Below are 19,888 nucleotides of genomic sequence, written 5' to 3'. Positions count from 1 at the left end.
TTTAACCTGTAAACGCTAAATAAGGCCGGAGGGCTCCGGCCTGGCAGGATTATTTCGGCTGCTTAGCAAACCATTTCACGTAGATTTTGCTGTAAGTCCCATCCGCGCGCAGGGCCTGCAGCGCGGCGTTGATCTTAGGTGTCAGGCTGCTGTTTTTCTGCATGGCAAAGCCATACTGCTGCGGCAGAATCGTGTCGTTTTCACCGCTGGCTTTGACTTTGCCATCGCCCGCCGTTTTCACGTAGTACAGCACATTGGGCGAGTCATGGACCACCGCATCAAGGTTGCCGGCCTGCAAATCCAGATAGGCGTTGTCGATATTAGGAAACTCAACATAATTTGCCTTGTATTTACTTTTCATAAAGCTGGCTGCGGCCGTGCCCTGTTTCAGACCCACTTTCTTGCCGGTTAAATCGCTGAATTTCTTAATGCTGTTATCATCGCTTTTGACAGCCATTAATAAGTCGGCATCATAATAACCGTTGCTGAAATCCACCACCTGCTTACGCGCATCGGTAATGGTAATGCCTGCCATCGCGACATCCAGATTCCGCGATTGCAGCCCCGGAATCAGGCCACCAAAGTCCATTGGGTGTAATTCATAGCTGATATGCATTTTCTTCGCGATGGCATCCCATAAATCAATGTCAAAGCCGACGTATTTATCACCTTGCTTAAATTCAAAAGGAACAAAAGCCGTATCAACCCCGACGGTTAATTTCTCCTGCGCCGCAGCGATAAAACTGGCGGAACAGGCAACCAATGCCAGTGTAACTTTTAATTTATTTAAAAATGCAGACATAATAACCCTCAGCGTCAGTAATGTAGCGTGCAATGATTGTCATCCAGCGAAATAATCCGGCGGACATGGTCAAAGAAGGTAGTGAATATAATGGGCGCATCAGGTACGCCCGGATTAATGCGACAACTTATGCAGGAAGTAAGTGATCCTGCGTAAAGGGTACCGGCGTCTGTGCGCCGTTCATGACCATCGAGAGAAAACTGTAATAGCCGTTAATGCCTATCAAATCCACCACGCCCTTCTCGCCCCATAATTCGATGGCTTGCTGCCAGGTGGCATCACTGATTTTCTGTTGCTGATGTAACTGCTGGCAAAACTGATAAATCACCCACTCATCAGGCTGCAAATCCGCGGGCTGACGTTTTTCATTGATGGCCTGCACCGCTGCAGCAGAAATCCCCTTTTCGCGTGCTATCGGCGCATGGATTGCCCACTCTACCGGCTGTGACCAGTGCCTTGCCGTCATTAAAATCGCCAGTTCCGATAACCGCTGGCCCAGCGCACTACGATAGCGCAGATATTCCCCCATACGCTGTGCATGTGCCATTAACTCGGGGCTGCGCAGCAGCGGCTCAAACGGTGGCAGCAGCGCACCGCGCGGCCCGTTGATAATCTCTTCCGCGAGCGGACGTTGCTGCTCATCCCAGTCCTGCTCCGCCAGCGGCGGTAATCGGTTAATCATAATTTGCCGGCTTCTTCACGTATCACGGTGTTCAGCGTATCCACGACAAAATCCAGTTGTTGCGGGGTGACGATAAACGGTGGGGCGATTAAAATATGGTCGCCATATTGCCCGTCCAGCGTGCCGCCCATCGGATAGACCAGCAAACCGCGCGCCATACAGTTGGCCTTGATGGCTGCGTGAAGTTTCAACGCCGGATCGAACGGGGTTTTCGTGGCTTTATCACGCACAAGCTCCACACCGGCAAACAGGCCGCGGCCGCGCGTATCACCGACGTGCGGTAACTCCCCCAGCACGTCGCGTAGCGCCTTGTGCAGATAAGCGCCCTGCTGCTGAACCGCCTCCAGCAGATGATCGCGCTCAATTACCTGCTGTACTGCTAATGCCGCCGCAGCGGCTGTTGCGTGACAGATATAAGTGTGTCCATGCTGGAACAGACCGCTGCCGGCCTGCAGCGCAGACACGATCTTCTCACTGGCCAGCACCGCGCCGATGGGTTGATAACCGCCACCCAGTCCTTTGGCGATGGTAACCAAATCAGGTACCACGCCATCCTGTTCGAACGCGTGCAGTGTGCCGGTACGCCCCATTCCGCACATCACCTCATCGGCGATAAACAAAATGCCGTATTTGTCGCACAGGCGACGTACACCCTGCAGATAGCCCGGCGTCGGCGGCGTGGCACCGCTGGTAGCACCGACTACCGTCTCCGCGCAAAAACCAATAATCGTTTCCGGGCCCGCATCAACAATCGCCTGCTCCAGCTCGCTCAACAGCCGCTGGGTATATTGCTGCTGGGTTTCATCGGCACGGCGATCGCGATACTCATTGCAGGCGGAAACGCGAATCACGTCGATTAACAGGGGTGCGAACTGACGCCGGCGCCATTCGTTGCCACCCACCGCCAGCGCGCCCAGCGTATTGCCGTGGTAGCTCTGTTTGCGGGCGATGAAACGGGTACGCGCGGGCTGTCCGATCTCAACAAAGTATTGCCGGGCCAGTTTCAGTGCGGTTTCCACTGCCTCAGAACCGCCCGACACGAAATAGGCATAGTTAAGATCGCCCGGTGCGGTGCGCGTTAACTGTTCGGCGAGCTGTTCAACGGTATCGCTGGTGAAGAAACTGGTATGCGCATAAGCCAGTTGATCGATTTGACGATGCATGGCTGCGAGGACGTCAGGATGGGCGTGGCCCAGGCAGGAAACGGCGGCACCACCGCAGGCATCAAGATACTGCTTTCCCTGTGCATCAAAAATGTAGGCCCCGTGTACGCGCGTGGCCACGGCGGGCACGCTGCGCAGACTGCGGTGAATGATACGGCTCATGCTGGTCCTGCTCCTGAATACGCTTCGTTGTTGAAACGTATCTTGCAGGATCCATTTGAATCACGTCAACGCAATAATGATTCAATCGCATCCAATATTCTTATGACAGATACAAATGAATCATCTGTCAGGATTTGCCGGCATGCACGTAAGCGCCGGAATCGATTAAATAGCGTTCGGCGTTTTCAATTTTACTGACCGCATCACGTCCATGACGGGCCACCAGCATCGCCAGCAGGCACTCGGCCAGGCCCATGCCAGAGACGACAGACGGGAAGAACGATGGGCTATCCAGTGAAAACCGGAGCGAGCAATCAGCGGCCTGCGCCAGCGGCGAGACCGGTGAATCGGTGATGGCGATGATCTTTGCGCCCGCCTGCTGTGCTGCGCGCAGTACATCAAGTGATTCGCGTGAATAAGGGGCAAAGCTGGTAAGTAACAGGCAATCCGCGGCGGTCAGTTCACGCGTGAAAACTTCGATGTTGCTCGCCAGACCATCCACCAGTGACACCTGACGATTGAACAACCGATACACATAAAATAATGACCAGGCGATCGGAAAGCTGGCGCGGAAGCCGCAGATGTAAACATTGTCAGCCGCATCGAGTAAGGTCACGGCCTGTTCCATTGCCTGGCGGTTTTCCTCCTGCGTAAAGGCCAGGTTGGTCTGGTGGGCCTGAAACATCGCATCATACAGCTGCGGCTGCGTGCCGGCGGCCACAAGCTTTTCCGCTTTCGAGACATAGGTATCATTGCGCAGGCCGATGTCATCAATAAATGCGTCTTTGAGTTCACTCCAGCCGTTATAGCCCAGCCGTTTCGCCAGGCGCAGCAGCGTTGCCGGTTTCACCCCGGCCTGCTGCGCAAAGGTGCGCATGGATTGCACCACCAGTTGATTGGCATTCTGCAGTGAGAATTCGGCAGCCCGCTGTAGTTCTGGCGATAATTCACTGAACTCGCGGACGATAGTTTCCTTTAGATTCATGGCAACGATTCACAGGCTTTGACGTTCAGGTATCTAAACACATTTGAGATCAAGACTCTAGGCGCGGATATCACACCGGAGTGACGGCCTGAAGCAGGGCGCGATGCGTCGCGCCGCGACAATCAGGCTGCTCATGGTGGTTTACTTAACTGAGCGGCCTGTTGCTATTGAGGGCGAACCTGAGGTTAAAAATTTGCTTTATTGACGACTCAACACCAGTTTCAGTCCGGCAATGGCAAAACAGCAGGCTAATAGCGCATCTAATCCCCGGCGGATACGACGGTAAAACGCGTTCATTGCTGCGGTGGAAAATATCAGCGCATAGCCGCAAAATACCGCGACGCAAATTGCCGCACAGCCGAGAATAATCAGCGGTAAGGTCGAGGCTGCGGCGTCCGGTTTGAGTGCGACGGACATGATCGCGACCCAGGTTAGAATGGCTTTAGGATTACCGACGTGCATCAAAATTCCCTGCCGGAATAATGCGCCATACGCAACGCGGTGATCGCTGATAACGGTTTTATCGGCAGCGGTGCGGGTTAACGCAGATTTACCGGCTTTGTATGACAGCCACAACAGATATAACCCGCCGCCGATTTTCAACACCAGCAGCAATTGGGCAAACGTCGCCAAAACGGTTAATACCCCGCAGGCCGCCAGCAGCGCCCACAGCATTGAGCCGCCAATTACCCCGCCCGCAAGCGCTAAGGCGGCACCGCGCCCTTTATTCATCGCCGTTCCCATAATCGCCATATTACTCGGACCAGGGCTGGCCGTTGCCACAAAATAAGTGGTGTAGATCAGCATTAATTCGTGTGAAAGCGCCATGATATCCTCTGCAGGTGAAATATCCTGAACCTGTTATATCGGCTTGCTCAGAAATTTACTATGTCTTGTTGATATGAAGAAATGTCGGACGCTGTTCTATTCTGTGGACTGCTGCATGAGCCAGGCTCTTACTTTTACCACGGCAGAACGCAGCAGCGCTTCGTGGGGCGTAATAAGCCAGTACGCGTGTCCGGTATTCAGCGTATTTGGAAACGGTGCCACCACTTCACCGGATGCCAGATTCGCCTGAACAAATCGCCTGCGCATCAGCGCTACGCCCATGCCGGCAAGCATCGCCAGCCACGCCCCGCTGCCATCGCTATACAAGGGCCCTTTACCGGAATCAATGTGCCCGACGCCGGCTTCAGCGAGCCAGCGCTGCCAGTCTTCCCGGTGCATATCATGCAGTAACGTGACGCGACCGAGTGCGGCAAGTGCCGGCGGTTCTCCCAGCTGCTGCGCCACAGCAGGAATGCAGACTGCAAGGTAGTCGTCGTCGATCAACTTCTCACTCACGCAACCCTCACAGAAACCGTTGCCATGCCGTACGGCCAGGTCGATACCATCCGTGGCGAAAGACTGGATGCGGGAAGTGGCGCTGATACGCAGGTCGATATCCGGACAGGCACGTTCAAAATCAGCCAGCCGCGGCAGTAACCAGTGGGTCGCAAATCCGGTGGTGCAGGCCAGCGTGATGGTATTTTTTTGTGTCTCCTGCACCAGCGTTTCAGTGGCTTCACGTATCAGGCTGAAAGCTGAAGCAATCGAGTAGTAATAGCCCTGACCGGATGCCGTCAGCGCCAGCTTGCGTCCATTTCGCTGAAACAGGGGCAGGCCCAGTTGCCGTTCCAGTTCCCTGATGTGCAGGCTGATCGCGCCGGGCGTGACGTGCAACTCCTGGCCTGCAAGGGTCATGCTGAGGTGCCGGGCAACGGATTCGAACGCCTTCAGGGCGTTAAGAGAAGGCAGGCTATTTCGCATTGTTTAGTTTTCCTAAAAAACAGGCGGAAATTAAATCGTTTTTATTTCCGCTCCGTCAACGTTATTAATAGGCATATAGCACGCGTTGCCGTGTCGTTTTTATCTTAAAACTGTTGAGTTATATTGAAATTTTAAGAGAGAGTACCGTTTCACGCACCACGCCTCCACACGGAAAAAATGATCAGCTACCACGCCCTTTATGGCGATTAACCTTAATCAGGCTTGAGTTTTTGTCGTGTCAGGGAGGCAATAAATGGAGACAGGATGCAGATGAAGGATATCGATATTGGATTTACCCACGTTGCGTTTATGGTGAGGGATCTGGAGAAGAGCATGGATTTCTACCGCCGCTATGCAGGAATGAAGCTGATACACACCCGTGAACCTGACGTCCCGGCTGCCCGCAAGGTGGCATGGCTGAGCGATCATACCCGCCCTTTCGCGCTGGTTCTGGTGCAGGCGGATGACGTGTCAGATACGCCACTGGGTAAATTTGGACACTAAGGCATTGCCTGTGCGTCACGCGAAGAGATCGATCGTAAAACAGCGATGGCCGTCGCCGAAGGCGTGTTACGTAAAGCCCCTGAAGAGGCTGGCGAACCGGTGGGATATTACGTATTTTTTGCCGATCCCGATGGCAATACGCTGGAGCTGTCTTTCGGGCAGCGCGTCGGGCTTGAAGCGATACGCACCGCTCCCGGTTTACTTTAACTCGCCTGCACGCAGGCAGCGGAGAACATATGGCGCTGACGTTGCCGATTTATACTCAACGCCTGGTGTTGCGCAAGCTGACAGTAGCTGATTTGCCGCATCTGTCGCGCTATCGCAATCTGCCAGACGTTGCTCGTTATCAAAGCTGGGAAGAATTTACCCGGCAGGACGCTGAGAAATTATATGCGCAGCAGGATGCGCTGCCGTTCAACAGCGATAACACCTGGTTTCAGCTTGCCGTAGCACACCAGGAAGACAACCGGCTGATAGGGGACATCGGAATTCATTTTTTTGATGAAGGAAGACAAGCTGAACTCGGCATGACATTTGATGCCGGATATCAGAAACAGGGTTTTGCGCTTGAAGCAATGAGTGCCATCGTTACTCTGCTTTTCACGCAGTTTGCAAAACACCGGCTCACAGCCGTAGTAGACACACGTAATATTCGCGCCATAAACCTGCTGGAAAAGCTGAATTTTCGCCGTGAAGCGCACTACCGGCAGAATATTTTTTTCAAAGGGATGTGGGGCGATGAATATCTTTATGCGCGGCTGGCCAGCGATTAGCGCAGGCATTGCGTTAAGCCATCGCGTAGGCATGTTAAGGAGGCGTTGTGACAATTAGCGAAGTAAGCAAGGAAGAGTATCACTTACTGATTCAGGTCTGGGAGGCTGCCGTCAGGGCAACGCATCATTTCCTGAATGAACAGGATATCCTGCGGCTCAGACAGCTTATTCTGGAAAATTATTTTGATGCCGTTGTTCTGAGAAAGATGACCGATGAAAACCATGACATTGTCGGATTCATCGGCGTGCAGGATGAGAATATCGAGATGCTTTTCGTCTCGCCCGCTCATCACAAAAAAGGGATCGGTGCACGGTTAGTCCGTTACGCTATTCGTCATCTTTCAGCGAAGAAAGTGGATGTTAACGAACAAAATACCGCTGCGCTCGGGTTTTATCAGCATCTGGGCTTTCAGGTGACGGGACGGTCTTCCGTTGATGGTGAGGGAAAACCGTTTCCCCTCCTCCATCTGAAGCTGATGCAATAATCCGGCACAGGAATCAGGAGAAAAAATGAACGGAAGTTGTCTCTGTAAACGTGTGCGCTACGAATGCGATCGCCTGGCGGGCAGCATTACGCATTGCTGCTGTCATACCTGCAGGAAAGCGCACGCCGCCGCTTATACCTCCACAGCGCGCGTGCGGCGTGAGGATTTCAGGTGGACCCAGGGAGAAGAATTTCTGACGGCCTTTAATTCTTCCCCGGATAAGTTGCGTTATTTCTGTTCAGTCTGCGGATCTCATCTGCTGGCTGAAAGACCTCATCAGAGCCACGTGATTCTGCGTGTGGCCACGCTGGACGACGATCCCGCTCAGACGCCGGTTTCCTATATCTGGTGCTCGCACACCGTGCCGTGGCTAACAGAGCGCGACGATGTGCCTCATTATGAGCAGGATAAAGAAACATGATGACTGGTCAAAACGCCGCGGGCGAAACGGTGCACCATCAGTGCCGGTGGATCATTCACCGGAGGAACCCGCTGGCTGCCGAACCACAGCGGGTTCGCGGGGCAAATTGAGCCACAAATATAAGCCGGAACCCCTGCAAACATGCCTGCTGCAGGCCGGTGCACATGCCCGGCTGCAATAGCCACTACTCTGACCCGGCTGCGTCTGAGGATCGACTCAAGCTTATCCAGCCCGCGACACATTGATTCATCCAGCGTCGGTATGCCCGATGCGATAACCGGATGATGCAGAAAAAGCAGCGCTGGCAGTCCATGCGTATCGCTGAGTTGTCTTTCCAGCCATTCCAGATGCTCCCCGACGCTGCCAAAATTCTGTTTATTCACCGTGGAGTCCAGCCCCAGCATACGCAAACCGCCCATATCCTGAACAAAATGCAGCGCGTCTGCCGGGGTGTTTTTCGCCCAGTGATTTTCATGCCATGTCGTTTGCATGAGTCGTCGATCATCGGCGTTGCCCGGCAATATAAATGTAGGGTAATGCTGCTGGCGCAGTTGCTCAGCTATCTGCCAGTAACCCTGCCGCCACTCGCCATCAACAAGATCGCCCGTTAACACTAGCGCATCCGGTTGCACATGGGTGAGCCACGCCAGCGACCGCGCCAGGCGCAGCAGGTGATCATTGTCCGGTGCGGCATGGATGTCTGAAATCTGAGCGATTAACATAATGTCTCCGGAAATAAACAAGCGAACCAACAGGGCCGTCTGGCAGCATAGCACCCGCACCGTCACGCGACGCTGGCTGCGCGCCGCATTAAAATTCAGTATTATAGCGGTTCCTGCCGCTGACCCGAGTGAGTGCCCTGCCCGCTATGACTGACCACAATGCGCTGTTGGCGCGGTTGACCACCACACTGGCGGCAGAGAGCCGCACGCCGCTGTACAAACGCTTTGCCAGTGCGATTAAAGAGGCGGTGCGCGATGGCACGCTGGTGCACGAAGAGATCCTGCCGGGCGAGCGCGAGTTCAGCCAGTCGCTGAACATCTCACGCATCACCGTGCGTAAAGCCATGGACGAGCTGGAAAAAGAGGGCGTCGTGTTCCGTTCCCGCGGCTACGGCACGCAGATTTGCAGCCAGTTTGAATATTCACTCAAAGAACCAAAAGGATTGTCGCAGCAGGCGGTGCTGCGCGGTAAAACGCCGGACACCGTGTGGATCAATAAAAGCAAAATTGCCTGTAGCGCAGAGATCGCCGAAAAGCTGGGGCTGAGCACGGGCAGCGATGTCTATCTGCTGAAACGTATTCGCTATGTTGACCGCCAGGCGGTCTCGGTTGAAGAGTCATGGGTGCCGGCGCGCTACATTGCCGATGCCGGTGAGATTGGTATTTCGCTGTATGACTATTTTCATCGCCAGCAGATCCTGCCGGTGAAATCCCAGAGCCGGGTCAGTGCGCGTATGCCGGACGAAGCCCTGCAGCAGCAAATTGCCCTGCCCGCCAATGTGCCGGTGCTGGTGATTAAGCAGCTGGCACTCGACGCACAGGGCAATCCGCTGGAGTACAGCATCAGCTACTGCCGCAGCGATATGTACGTGTTTATTGCTGAGTAAGGCGTTGCTGCCAGTAAGCGCGCAGTGTGGCGCGATCGGGCGCACAGTCGCCGCCGCGCCGGGAAACCACATACGACGCCACTGCGTTGCCCAGCGCAACGCTCTCCGCCAGTGACCAGCCGGACGCTAATCCCGCCAGTAATCCGCCAGCATGGCTGTCGCCCGCGCCGATAGTATCGACCACCGTTGTCGCCAGTGCGGGCACCCAGCCCTGCGCCTCAGCGTCGATGTATCCGGCACCTTCGCTGTCCAGCCTTAACACCATCGCGCCGCCAAACTGCTGCTGCCAGCGCGCCATCAGCTGATGGGCGTCGAAAGGTTCGGATGCGCGCAGACGCTCATGCCACAGCAGCTCCGCTTCCTGCCTGTTCACTGTAATCAGTGGCTGCAGCGCCATGATGCGCGCAAACTGCGCCTCGCCGATGTCCGCCAGCCGCGGGCCAAAATCCACCAGCAGCTGATACGGCTGTGCCTGCTGCTCCAGCCAGTCGATCAGCACCTCGCCGCTTTTGCTGGTGAGCTGATAACCCGAGAGATAGATCCAGCGCTGCGCCGGCTGCGGCAATGTGCGCAACAGCGCGGCGTCCCACTGGTTTTCCACGCCACTAACGGAAAGAAAGGTGCGCTCGCCATCCGGCTCGACCAGCGCCAGACACCAGCCATTATCACCGTGCGCATTTTCCAGTACGCTCTGCACACCGTATTCCGCCAGCTTTTGTCGCACGATACTGGCCCAGATACCGTTCCCCAGCGGCAGCGCGTTGATGGATGGAATGCCGAGACGATGCAGCGCAATGGCGACGTTAAGCGCACAGCCGCCAACGTTCACGCCCTGCTGATGCAGTTCGATGTCGCTGCCGCGATACGGCAACGTCCAGGCATCGGCAATCACATCCACTACCGCCGCCCCCACCACGCACACTGGCAACCGGCCCGCCAGTCGGGACAGATCGTCAGGCGTCAGCATAGGCGGCCTCGCGCTGCTGGCGGAAACGGACAAACGCGCGGCTGTAATGGGTGAAATCCAGCGCGTTAGCGGCATCCAGCTCCGCTTTTAGCTGCGCATCGATCGCGTCGATACCGTGCAGCGCGCCACAGATAGCAACCGCCATCGCGCCGATGGTATCCGTATCGCCGCCCAGATTGGCGCACAGAATGGCGCAGCGATTGGGATCGGTCGCCGCCAGTTCGACCATGGCAATCGCCGCCGGTACCGATTCAATGGTGCTGGTGCCGGTACCGACCAGATCGTAGATCTGCTGCATGGTCGACTCAGTGCCCCTGCCCTGCGCCACCACCTGCAACGCCAGTTCGATGCGGGCCGCCATCGCCGCACTGAAAGTGGTGACGCGCCGCTCCTGCGCCGCGCGGGCAATCGCCGGCAGTTCGTCACGAATCGTTGCCCAGTCGCTACCGTCAATCGCGCGGGAGATTGCCCAGGCGATCGCGGTGGCACCGGCAATCGCCACGTCGGATTTGTGTGTCGGACTGGAGGCCAGCGCGACAGCATCAATAAAAGCCGGCAGGTCACGCGCCGGCAGCAGACAGCCCAGCGGCGAGACACGCATCGCCGCGCCGTTGGTCAGGCCGTTATTTTCCAGCTGCGCCACCGGCGTACCGTTTTTCAGCGCGTTAAGCGCGATTTTGGAGGTCGGCCCAAGCACATTTTTGTTAAAGGCATCAAACGCTTCCGCCCAGCGCAGAATATTGGCGCCGATGGTTTCCGCATTAATTTCGCCGTCGTGACTGATAATGGCATCGGCCAGCGCCAGCGCCATTGAAGTGTCGTCAGTGAAAGCCGCCCGGCCAAAGTAGCAGGCGGCATTGTTTTCTGCCGGGCCGGGCAGGAAGCGATCGATCCAGCCGAAGTGCTGTTTCACGCGGCTGCGCGGCCACAGTTCCGATGGCATGCCCATCGCATCGCCCAATGCCTGGCCGTAAAATGCGCCCAAAATCCGTTTTTCCTGGTGTGTCATCGTCATGGTTACATCTCTTATTTATGGCTGTCAGCGGTTGCTGAGTGTTCAAAAGCGGTTAATTCATCACTGCGTTTTTTGCCGTCGCGGAACAGAACGATAAAGGCGATGGTGATGATGACTATCATCACGCTGCCAAACATCCACATTCCCGCCCAGTTGAAGGTCTGACCGTTGCGCGGCTGGTCATACGCAAACATCTCCTGCATCAGATAGCCGCCCAGGCGATAACCGAGCAGGCTGCCGATACCCTGACAGGCCAGGGTGATCAGGCCCTGCGCAGCGTTACGCATCGCCACTGGCGCTTTCTTATCCACATAAATGTAGGCGGTGATGAAGTAGAAGTCGTAGCTGACGCCGTGCAGCAGAATGCCCAAAAACAGCAGGCCGAAGGTCAGCAGGTTTTGATCGCCGCCGAAGACAAAGAACACGTAGCGCAGCGCGGCGGTGACCAGGCCGAGCAGCAGCACTTTGCCGATGCCAAAGCGTTTGATAAAAAACGGCAGCGCCAGCAGGAAGAAGATTTCTGATACCTGGCCGAGCGTCATCCAGCCGGTGGCGTGTGGCAGACCGACTTCGGTCAGATATCCCTCAGCGAAGATGTAGTAGAACGCCAGCGGCATACTGAACAGAAATGAACAGACGAAAAATACGAGGAAGCTGCGATCTTTCAGCAGATGCAGCGCATCCAGGCCGAGCGCCACGCGCAGGCTGAACTTGCCGGTGCTTTTGGGTTCGGTGGCTGGCAGGGTCAGGGCGAACAGGCCAAGCAGCAGCGAACTGGCCGCGGTGATCAGCAACGGTACATTGCTGGCGGAGATATCGCCAAAGCCGAGCAGCGGCGGCAGGAAACCGCAGGCGATGCCGGAGGCGATCCAGCCGATAGTGCCCATCACGCGGATGCGCGGATAGTCGCGCTCCACATCACCGACGTGGGAAAACGCAATACTGTTGGTCAGCGCAATGGTCGGCATATAGGTGAGCGCATACAGCAGCAGCAGCGGAAAGAAGCTGCTGAAGTGCGTCTGCTGTGCGGCAAAGAACATCAGAATCGCGCCGGCGATGGTCAGCAGCGATAACACTTTCTGTGCCTGGAAGAAACGGTCAGCTAGCGAGCCGACCAGAATCGGTGACAGGATGGCAGCGATGGAGGTACAGGCGTAGCACCAGGCGATCTCAACCGGCGAAAAGCCGTTTTTGCTGAGAAACGCCCACAGCGGCACGAACCATGCCCCCCAGATAAACCACTCTAAGAACATCATGAACGACAGCTTTGGAATTGTAGTTTTCATCGAAATAGACTCCCCGGTGTTGGTAGAACCAATCTAGCACCAGAATAGATACCTTTATAATACCTTTAGCTGATAGTTTGAGCTATCCCACAAGATTTTTACCTTATGGATAACCGATAAGCGAGGAGGATTGGGTGCGGGTGGGCGTGACGGTCTGGCGGGGTGTGGAGCTGCATTCTGCGGCTGTGAGGCGGTCGCCATGAATGGCGACCCTACGGCGATAATTGCAACGAAATGCGCACGGTTTTGTAGGGTGCGCACCTGGTTATGCAGATTATGCAACCAGGTCGCCATGAATGGCGACCCTACGGCGATAATTACAACGAATTCGCACTGTTTTGTAGGGTGCGCATTGACGCGCACCTGGTTGTGCAGATTATGCAACCAGGTCGCCATAAATGGCGGCCCTACGGCAATAATTACAACGAATTCGCACTGTTTTGTAGGGTGCGCATTGATGCGCACCAGGGAATTACAAGTGCTTCTAACGCGAAGGTATCTTCTACCGGTTCACCAGCTTCGCTGGCAGCGCGACCACCAACAGCGAACTGAGCAGCAGACACACGGCGAAGAACCACAGCGCGCCGTTGCTGCTGCCGGTGAGATCCAGCGCCACGCCCATCACGGAATTACTCACCAGTCCGGCGATATTGGCGATCGAACAGGCCAGCGCAAAACCCGCCGCGGCTGCCGTGCCTTTCAGGAACGTAGCGGGCAGGCTGAAAAACACCGGTACCGCCCCGATAATCATCGCCTGCGCAATCGAGAACAGCAGCACGGTCATCGCCACGTTATGAGCAAAGAAGGTGCTGGTGCCCATCGCTGCCGCGCCAATAATAAACGGAACAATAATATGCCAGCGGCGTTCACGCAGGCGGTCTGAGCTGGCACCAATCGCCAGCATACCAATCAACGCCGCCAGACTGGGGATCGCCGTCAGATAGCCAATCGTGGTGATATCGGTGGTGCCGGCATTCTTAATAAAGGTCGGCATCCAGAAACCCATGGCGTAAGCGCTGAGCAGAATCGAGAAGTCGATGCCGCCGAGCATCACCACGCGGATATTCAGCAGACCATCGCGCAGGCTGTGTTTCAGCCCTTTGGCGTCACCTTCGTCGCGCGCCAGTTCGCGCAGCACCGCCTGCTTCTCACTGCTGCTGAGCCAGCTGGCGCTCTCGACGCTGTTCGGCAGCAGCCAGAACGTCAGCACACCCAGTAACACGCTGGGCAGACCTTCCAGCAGAAACAGCCACTGCCAGCCGCGCATGCCGTAAACCTCATGAAAATGCCCCATGATCCAGCCGGAAAGCGGTCCGCCAATCAGGCTGGAGAGCGGCAGGCCAATCATAAACAGCGCAATGATGCGGCTGCGGCGCCACGAGGGAAACCATTTGGTGAGATAGAACAGCACGCCAGGCAGAAAACCGGCTTCGGCCGCGCCGAGGAAAAAGCGGATGATGTAGAACTGGGTCGGCGTTTGCACCAGCAGCGTGGCGGTCGAGAGCAGGCCCCAGGTAATCATAATGCGCGCGATCCAGATCTTCGCGCCGACCCGCTGCAGGATCAGGTTGCTCGGCACTTCAAACAGAATATAGCCGACAAAAAACAGCCCGGCACCCAGACCAAACGCGGTCTCGCTCAGCGCCAGATCGCTCGCCATCTGTAGCTTAGCCAGGCCGATATTGATGCGATCTAGGTAGGCCGCGAGATAACACAGGCAGAGAAACGGAATCAGCTTCCAGGTGATTTTGCGATAAATCGAAGCGGTGTCTTCGGCTGCCAGCGCAGCAGGACGGGTTGAAACGTCAGTCATGGTGTTCTCCGGGCGCAATAACCCCGTCGTCGGGGAGATGTTGTTATGCGTCTCAGCCGCAGCCGAAACGGACTGTTTGTGCGCACTCCGTGCAGGTGAAACGCGCCCTTAACGGGCGCTGAACTTCCCGAGATACTCCAGCGCCGCGGCTTTACTTACCACGTCGCCATATTTACTGTCGATATCAAACAAATTGGCCTGATGCGGCGCATCATGGCGATCGCCCACGCATTCGCGCACCACCATGGCGCGAAAACCGTATTGCAACGCATCCACTGCGCTGGCGCGGATGCAGCCGCTGGTGGAGCAGCCGGCGATCAGCAGCGTATCAATGCCCTGCGCCACCAGCATCGATGCCAGAGATGTGCCAAAAAACGCGCTGGCATACTGTTTGGTGATCACCACTTCTGCGGCAAGCGGCTGCACCGCCGGACAAAACGCGGCGAGCGGATTGCCTTCCACCATGTCACGCATTACCGGAGCTTTCTGCACCCAGATCCCGCCGTCCTGCTGATGCTGCGGATGGTAGCGAATCTGCGTATGGATCACCGGAATCGCGCACTGGCGCGCCGCCGCCAGCAGGCCCTGTGTGGCGGCCACCGCCTCCACCACGCCCGGGGCAAATAGCGCGGCGCCCGGCGTGGTGTAGCCCTGCAGAAAGTCGATCATCAGCAGCGCCGGACGCTGACCAAAACCGATGCGGTTGCCCCAGACACCGGCGTAGTTATCACTGACACTCTGGCTCATGCTTTCTCCTTACCACGCACCGGACAGCAGTGCGCCCGCGCCCGGCACCACCGGCTCCAGCTCCAGCGCCTTCAGCAGAGCGTACGTGGTGGCAATGGCGGCCGTAATTACCGGCTTGCCGGTCTGCGCCTCCACTTTTGCCACCGCCGGCAGCGAAGGCATCTGCACGCAGGCCGACAGCACCACCACATCAACATCCGTCAGCGTCATGTCTGCCACGATGCCGGGTAAATTGGCCGGGTCGTGGCGGGCGACGGCGAGGTTATCGGCAATTTCCAGCGCGCGCCACTGCTTTACCTCAATCCCTTCGCGCTGGATGTAATCCACCACCAGCTCGGTCAGCGGCTTCATGTAGGGCGCTACCAGCGCGATCTTCTTCGCGCCCATAATATGCAGCGCATCGACCAGCGCGCCGGCACTGGTGATCACCGGTGCCAGCGCCTCGTTGTCGCGCGTGACCTGCGTCAGGCGCTGCTGCGACTGGCGATGATAGCCCGGACCCATCGCCATGATCGCCACCAGACAGGCATAGCCGAGCACGTCAACGCGCGCGTCGGACAGCTCCAGCGCACAGCGGTCGGACTCTTTATCCATCGCCGCCAGTTCATCTTTATTGACATGCTTCATGCGCATACGGCTGGAGTGGAAGGTAAACCGCTCCGGGCGAATCAGCTGGCGCGCCTGCAGCATGGCGGGAATTTCGGTTTCCATGGTGATGTTGGAACTCGGCACAATCTGGCCGATACGATACGAACGCGTCATGGCTGCGTCTCCGGAGTCAGTGAGGGGCCAAGGAAGGTGCCAAAGGCATTGAAGAAACCGTGAAAATCATTCCACGGGATCATGTGACCAGCGCCGGCTACCCGGCTGATCTCAATGGTTGGCAGCAGCTCGCGGATTTCGGCTTCATCTTCCGCCTGAATGACGCCGCCCTTGCCTGCCACCATCAGCAGGGTTTTTGCCGGCAGCTGAGGGAAATATTGGTGGATATCGAGCTGGTGAAAATCGTCGTAGGCGCGACGGATGGCTGGCGTATAGCAGGTGTGCAGCCACTCGGCGCGCAGCTGGCGCTGGTCATCGCTCCAGGCCGGGCAGTATTGCTTCATGGCTTCAGCGTCCATGCCGCGCTGCGCGTCGCGAATGGAATCCTCATACCACGGCCACTGCCCCGGATAGAGACGCCGGCCCGGTCCGGAAACCGGCGGATCGATCAGCGACAGCGACAGCACGCCGGCTGGCTGTTTCACCGCCGCACGCATGATGAAGCGCGCGCCCATCGAATGGCCAACCAGGTGATAGCGCGTCAGCCCCAGCGCATCCGCGAAGGCGTTGATGTCATCGGCGCAGCTTTCCATGCCGTAATCCAGCCCTTCACCGCTGCTGGAGAGCCCGCGACCGCGCACGTCCAGTACCCAGGTATCAAAATGCTGCGCAAAAACTTCCGCCACAAAACCCCAGGTGATTGCCGGGCTGGTGATACCCGGTACGAGGATCAGCGCGGGCCCGCTGCCGCCGTAGCGCAGATAGTGCTGGCGAATGCCGTTGGCCTGTACCTGACCGCCGTGCATAAAACGGCTCATGAGGTCACCTCGCTTTTCAGCGGCGCGGCAAACACGTCGTAGCCGTACACCCAGGCCGGATCTTCCTGGGTGCGCAGGAAAGTATTGGCGTTAGAGACGGCCTGCACGCGCGACGCACGTTCTTTGCGGTTGGCTTCATACAGGCGGAACGCGGTGCGGTAATCATCAAGACCGGTTTCCGTCAGGCAGCGCGACAGCATGGCGGCATCTTCGATGGCCATCGCAGCGCCCTGCGCCATGTGCGGTTTCATAGGATGGCAGGCATCACCCAGCAGCACAATGCGCCCTTCGCTCCATACCGGCAGCGGCTGGCGGTTGAGCAGCGGCCATTTGGTGACCGATTCACTGCACTCGATCAGCGCCTGTACCACCGGATGGTAGTGACCAAAGGTTTCCAGCATCTCCTGCTGACTACTTTCAACGAAGCTGCCTTTGATATCCCACGCCGGGTGCGGCACACCGGAGACGTAATAATATTCGTCGCGCGCTTTGGTGGTGTAATAGACCATCAGATGACGATCTTCAGACCACCACTTCACGCAATCTTCAAAGCTGAGGTTGTATTTGCGCAGTTGTTCGCCGCGGATCAGCGCACGGTGCGCCACCCAGCCGCTGTAAGTGGGCGCTTCCACCCCCAGCAGATGTTCACGCAGCTTTGAGTTAATGCCATCCGCGCCAATCACGATATCCGCGCGCGCTTCGCTGCCATCCTGAAAACGCAACACCACATCGCTGCCGCTGTCTTCGACGCTGCTCAGGCACTTGCCGAACTGGACGCTGCCCGGCTGCAGACTGGTCATCTGCATGGCCTGCAAATCGCCCCGGTGCACCGTGACATAAGCCGCACCGTACTCTTTGCGCGCATAAGCGCCCAGCGGAATACGTGACAAATACTCCCCGGTCTCGCCGTCGCGGCTGAACCAGAAATCGGGATGCGAAGCCAGATCCTCCAGCTGCTGTTCGATACCCATGCGGCGAAACACCTTGAGCACGTTCGGCCCCATGTGGATGCCGGCACCCAGACGGGAGAAAGCCGGGCTTTGTTCGTAGACCGTGACATGAAATCCCGCTTTCTGTAACAGCGAGCCGGCGGCAAGCCCGCCCAGCCCGGCGCCGATCACCGCGATGCGTTTCATATTGCTCATATTTTCCTCTCACACTGACGCTGATTTGAAGGTATGCACGCGGATAAACGATCAAACCCGATGCTGAATTTATAGTGCATACGCTTTAATTATTGAGGTTATGACACTGTTAAAAGCAACCGTATTTACAGTGAAAACTCGATAACATGATGTTAATCACAGCCTGATGATAAGGTTAAATAGGCTTTTCTTATGTCAAAAAGAAATGCTTGCACTGTTCTTCGCAACACGTCTATAACAAACACATAAAGCGTGTTCGCTATAAATAGCTGAAGTTTTGCGCAGCAAATTGTCTGACATCTAACCCTGAGAGGAAACCGCTATGGCAGTAAATCAGAGCCAGTTAGGCCAGATGTTCGAGCAGGTTTTACGGCTGTCGAAAGTCGACGCCAGCCAGAGCGTCGCCATCCTGAAAAGTCACTATTCCGATGCACGCACCGTGCAGGCCGCCACTGATGCTGCACTACGATTGGGCGCGAAGGTGTACTGCATTGAGCTGCCGGCCTTCAATCACCCGACGGCGATGGGTAACGACATGACCGCCTACTGCGGTGATACCGCGCTTACCGGCAACATTGCCGCACAGCGCGCGCTGGAAGCGGCGGACCTGATCGTCGATACCATGATGCTGCTGCATTCGCCGGAGCAGGAGCAAATCCTGAAAACCGGGACGCGAATTTTGCTGGCGGTTGAGCCGCCGGAAGTATTGGCACGAATGTTGCCCACTGAAGAGGACAAGTCGCGCGTGCTGGCCGCGGCGGCAGTGCTGGAAAAAGCGCGCATGATGACGGTGAAGTCGCCGGCCGGCAGTGATTTTCGCGCCCCGCTCGGCCAGTACCCCACGGTAACGGAATATGGCTACGCGGATGAGCCGGGCCGCTGGGATCACTGGCCGAGCGGCTTCCTGTTCACCTGGCCGAATGAAGATCAGGCTGAAGGCGTGCTGGTGCTGGACGTCGGTGACATCCTGCTGCCGTTTAAATCTTACGCGCGTGAACGTATTACGCTGGAGATCGAGCAGGGCTTTGTCACCCACATCCACGGCGGCTTTGAGGCTGAGTATCTGCGCGATTACATGCGCTACTTCAACGACCCGGAAGTGTACGGTATTTCCCACATCGGCTGGGGGCTGCAGCCGCGCGCACAGTGGACGGCGATGGGATTACACGACAAAAACGACGGCATGTGTATGGACGCGCGCGCCTTTTACGGCAACTTCCTGTTTTCGACCGGACCGAACACCGAAGTGGGCGGTAAGCGCAAAACGCCGTGCCATATGGACATTGCTCTGCGCCGCTGCGACATCAAAGTGGACGATTTGCTGGTGGTGGCGGAAGGTGAAGTGGTTGCACCGGAGGCCTCACGCGCGCGTTAATCGTGCGCAGGGAACGGCTGTCAGCGCAGTGACAATGCATTACACTGCCTGACAGTTTCCGGGAAAAAGGATAAAGGCATGTCGCACCAGCAGGATCCGCGCGCAGACCAGCGCTATGACTATACCGAGCAGGTTGGCCATCTGTTGCGCAAGGTGTATCAACGCCATGCGGCGATTTTTCAGCAACACGTCGGTGATTCACAGATCACTGCCGTGCAATTTATTACCCTCTGTGCGCTGCGCGATCGCGGTCCGAGCGCACAGAACGATTTAGTGCGCTATACCGCCGTCGATCAGGCCACCATTCGCGGTGTGGTTGAGCGTCTTAAGGCGCGCGATCTGGTCAGTCTGGGTCCCGATCCCACCGACAAACGCAAAGTGATTGTCATGCTGACCGATGCAGGCCACCGCCTGATTGACAGCACGACTGACAACGCGATGCGCATCACCGAAATGACTTACGGGCAGCTGAATCCGGCCGAACGGGTCGCGCTGATTTATCTGCTGAAGAAAATGCTGGACGATACGAGCCAGCCCTAACCCGGGGCGCTTAGCCGCCTCGCTA

General features: G+C 56.8%; 21 protein-coding genes and 1 pseudogene. 7 read left to right on the top strand and 15 right to left on the bottom strand.

The window, feature by feature from the left end; all coding sequences use genetic code 11:
• Window positions 1–49: 49 nt before the first annotated feature.
• The 6 genes from glnH to gcvA all read right to left on the bottom strand — a co-directional run bounded on the left by glnH (window position 50) and on the right by gcvA (window position 5,603).
• Window positions 50–802, bottom strand: coding sequence for a glutamine ABC transporter substrate-binding protein GlnH (glnH, locus tag C1N84_RS20755; RefSeq protein ID WP_264444271.1), 753 nt, complete (start codon window positions 800–802; stop codon window positions 50–52).
• A 127-nt stretch (window positions 803–929) separates the two neighbouring features.
• On the bottom strand, window positions 930–1,484 hold the full coding sequence (locus C1N84_RS20750; RefSeq protein ID WP_264444273.1) for a carboxymuconolactone decarboxylase family protein: 555 nt from the start codon (window positions 1,482–1,484) through the stop codon (window positions 930–932).
• Window positions 1,481–2,809, bottom strand: coding sequence for an aspartate aminotransferase family protein (locus C1N84_RS20745; RefSeq protein WP_264444275.1), 1,329 nt, complete (start codon window positions 2,807–2,809; stop codon window positions 1,481–1,483). Before C1N84_RS20745 ends, C1N84_RS20750 begins: the two co-directional genes overlap by 4 nt.
• Window positions 2,810–2,936: 127 nt before the next feature.
• Entirely contained in the window at window positions 2,937–3,794 is an 858-nt protein-coding gene (locus tag C1N84_RS20740) for a MurR/RpiR family transcriptional regulator (protein ID WP_021508824.1), read from the bottom strand.
• A gap of 198 nt (window positions 3,795–3,992) precedes the next feature.
• Window positions 3,993–4,622, bottom strand: a complete 630-nt coding sequence (locus C1N84_RS20735; RefSeq protein WP_058776142.1) for a LysE family translocator — start codon at window positions 4,620–4,622, stop codon at window positions 3,993–3,995.
• A 96-nt stretch (window positions 4,623–4,718) separates the two neighbouring features.
• Window positions 4,719–5,603: a transcriptional regulator GcvA gene (gene gcvA / locus C1N84_RS20730; protein WP_058770406.1), complete on the bottom strand. Its 885-nt coding sequence runs from the start codon at window positions 5,601–5,603 to the stop codon at window positions 4,719–4,721.
• 270 nt (window positions 5,604–5,873) lie between these two features.
• Here gcvA and C1N84_RS20725 point away from each other — a divergent pair.
• From C1N84_RS20725 to C1N84_RS20710, 4 genes and pseudogenes are all read left to right on the top strand, one after another.
• Window positions 5,874–6,314 (top strand): annotated as a pseudogene (locus C1N84_RS20725) (VOC family protein).
• A 35-nt stretch (window positions 6,315–6,349) separates the two neighbouring features.
• A complete protein-coding gene (locus C1N84_RS20720; protein WP_264444749.1) occupies window positions 6,350–6,880 on the top strand; it encodes a GNAT family N-acetyltransferase in 531 nt (176 codons plus the stop codon).
• Between the two features lie 47 nt (window positions 6,881–6,927).
• On the top strand, window positions 6,928–7,365 hold the full coding sequence (locus tag C1N84_RS20715) for an acetyltransferase (protein ID WP_264444281.1): 438 nt from the start codon (window positions 6,928–6,930) through the stop codon (window positions 7,363–7,365).
• A 25-nt stretch (window positions 7,366–7,390) separates the two neighbouring features.
• Window positions 7,391–7,786, top strand: coding sequence for a GFA family protein (locus C1N84_RS20710; RefSeq protein WP_136547006.1), 396 nt, complete (start codon window positions 7,391–7,393; stop codon window positions 7,784–7,786).
• Here C1N84_RS20710 and C1N84_RS20705 read toward each other — a convergent pair.
• Window positions 7,762–8,508, bottom strand: a complete 747-nt coding sequence (locus C1N84_RS20705; protein WP_264444283.1) for a metallophosphoesterase — start codon at window positions 8,506–8,508, stop codon at window positions 7,762–7,764. The genes C1N84_RS20710 and C1N84_RS20705 overlap by 25 nt on opposite strands.
• Window positions 8,509–8,654: 146 nt before the next feature.
• Here C1N84_RS20705 and C1N84_RS20700 point away from each other — a divergent pair, with 146 nt between their 5' ends.
• Window positions 8,655–9,395, top strand: a complete 741-nt coding sequence (locus tag C1N84_RS20700; protein ID WP_152390875.1) for a GntR family transcriptional regulator — start codon at window positions 8,655–8,657, stop codon at window positions 9,393–9,395.
• On the opposite strand, the gene C1N84_RS20695 is transcribed toward C1N84_RS20700, so the two are convergent.
• The 8 genes from C1N84_RS20695 to C1N84_RS20660 all read right to left on the bottom strand — a co-directional run bounded on the left by C1N84_RS20695 (window position 9,382) and on the right by C1N84_RS20660 (window position 17,948).
• Entirely contained in the window at window positions 9,382–10,362 is a 981-nt protein-coding gene (locus C1N84_RS20695) for a PfkB family carbohydrate kinase (protein WP_166710594.1), read from the bottom strand. The two genes, C1N84_RS20700 and C1N84_RS20695, sit on opposite strands and share 14 nt — an antisense overlap.
• Window positions 10,349–11,371: an ADP-ribosylglycohydrolase family protein gene (locus C1N84_RS20690; RefSeq protein ID WP_193752263.1), complete on the bottom strand. Its 1,023-nt coding sequence runs from the start codon at window positions 11,369–11,371 to the stop codon at window positions 10,349–10,351. Before C1N84_RS20690 ends, C1N84_RS20695 begins: the two co-directional genes overlap by 14 nt.
• Window positions 11,372–11,388: 17 nt before the next feature.
• Entirely contained in the window at window positions 11,389–12,663 is a 1,275-nt protein-coding gene (locus C1N84_RS20685) for a nucleoside permease (RefSeq protein ID WP_166710596.1), read from the bottom strand.
• A 502-nt stretch (window positions 12,664–13,165) separates the two neighbouring features.
• Entirely contained in the window at window positions 13,166–14,476 is a 1,311-nt protein-coding gene (locus C1N84_RS20680; RefSeq protein ID WP_021508813.1) for an MFS transporter, read from the bottom strand.
• 108 nt (window positions 14,477–14,584) lie between these two features.
• A complete protein-coding gene (locus C1N84_RS20675) occupies window positions 14,585–15,223 on the bottom strand; it encodes an N-carbamoylsarcosine amidohydrolase (RefSeq protein ID WP_058770411.1) in 639 nt (212 codons plus the stop codon).
• Between the two features lie 9 nt (window positions 15,224–15,232).
• Complete coding sequence (locus tag C1N84_RS20670) at window positions 15,233–15,985, bottom strand: maleate cis-trans isomerase family protein (RefSeq protein ID WP_021508811.1); 753 nt, start codon at window positions 15,983–15,985, stop codon at window positions 15,233–15,235.
• On the bottom strand, window positions 15,982–16,803 hold the full coding sequence (locus C1N84_RS20665; protein ID WP_394541853.1) for an alpha/beta fold hydrolase: 822 nt from the start codon (window positions 16,801–16,803) through the stop codon (window positions 15,982–15,984). The genes C1N84_RS20670 and C1N84_RS20665 overlap by 4 nt, the downstream gene beginning before the upstream one ends.
• Window positions 16,800–17,948 (bottom strand): FAD-dependent monooxygenase, encoded by a 1,149-nt coding sequence (locus C1N84_RS20660; protein ID WP_058780991.1) that lies wholly within the window; start codon window positions 17,946–17,948, stop codon window positions 16,800–16,802. Before C1N84_RS20660 ends, C1N84_RS20665 begins: the two co-directional genes overlap by 4 nt.
• Window positions 17,949–18,270: 322 nt before the next feature.
• On the opposite strand from C1N84_RS20660, the gene C1N84_RS20655 reads away from it, so the two are divergent.
• Both C1N84_RS20655 and C1N84_RS20650 read left to right on the top strand, forming a co-directional pair.
• Window positions 18,271–19,323, top strand: a complete 1,053-nt coding sequence (locus tag C1N84_RS20655) for a 2,5-dihydroxypyridine 5,6-dioxygenase (protein ID WP_058776152.1) — start codon at window positions 18,271–18,273, stop codon at window positions 19,321–19,323.
• A gap of 78 nt (window positions 19,324–19,401) precedes the next feature.
• Window positions 19,402–19,863, top strand: a complete 462-nt coding sequence (locus C1N84_RS20650; protein ID WP_021508807.1) for a MarR family winged helix-turn-helix transcriptional regulator — start codon at window positions 19,402–19,404, stop codon at window positions 19,861–19,863.
• The last annotated feature ends 25 nt before the right edge of the window (window positions 19,864–19,888 follow it).

The organism is Pantoea sp. SGAir0418 (genome assembly GCF_043529865.1).
Note: the sequence above shows the minus strand (reverse complement) of the source record. Positions and strands in the feature narration are given on the sequence as shown.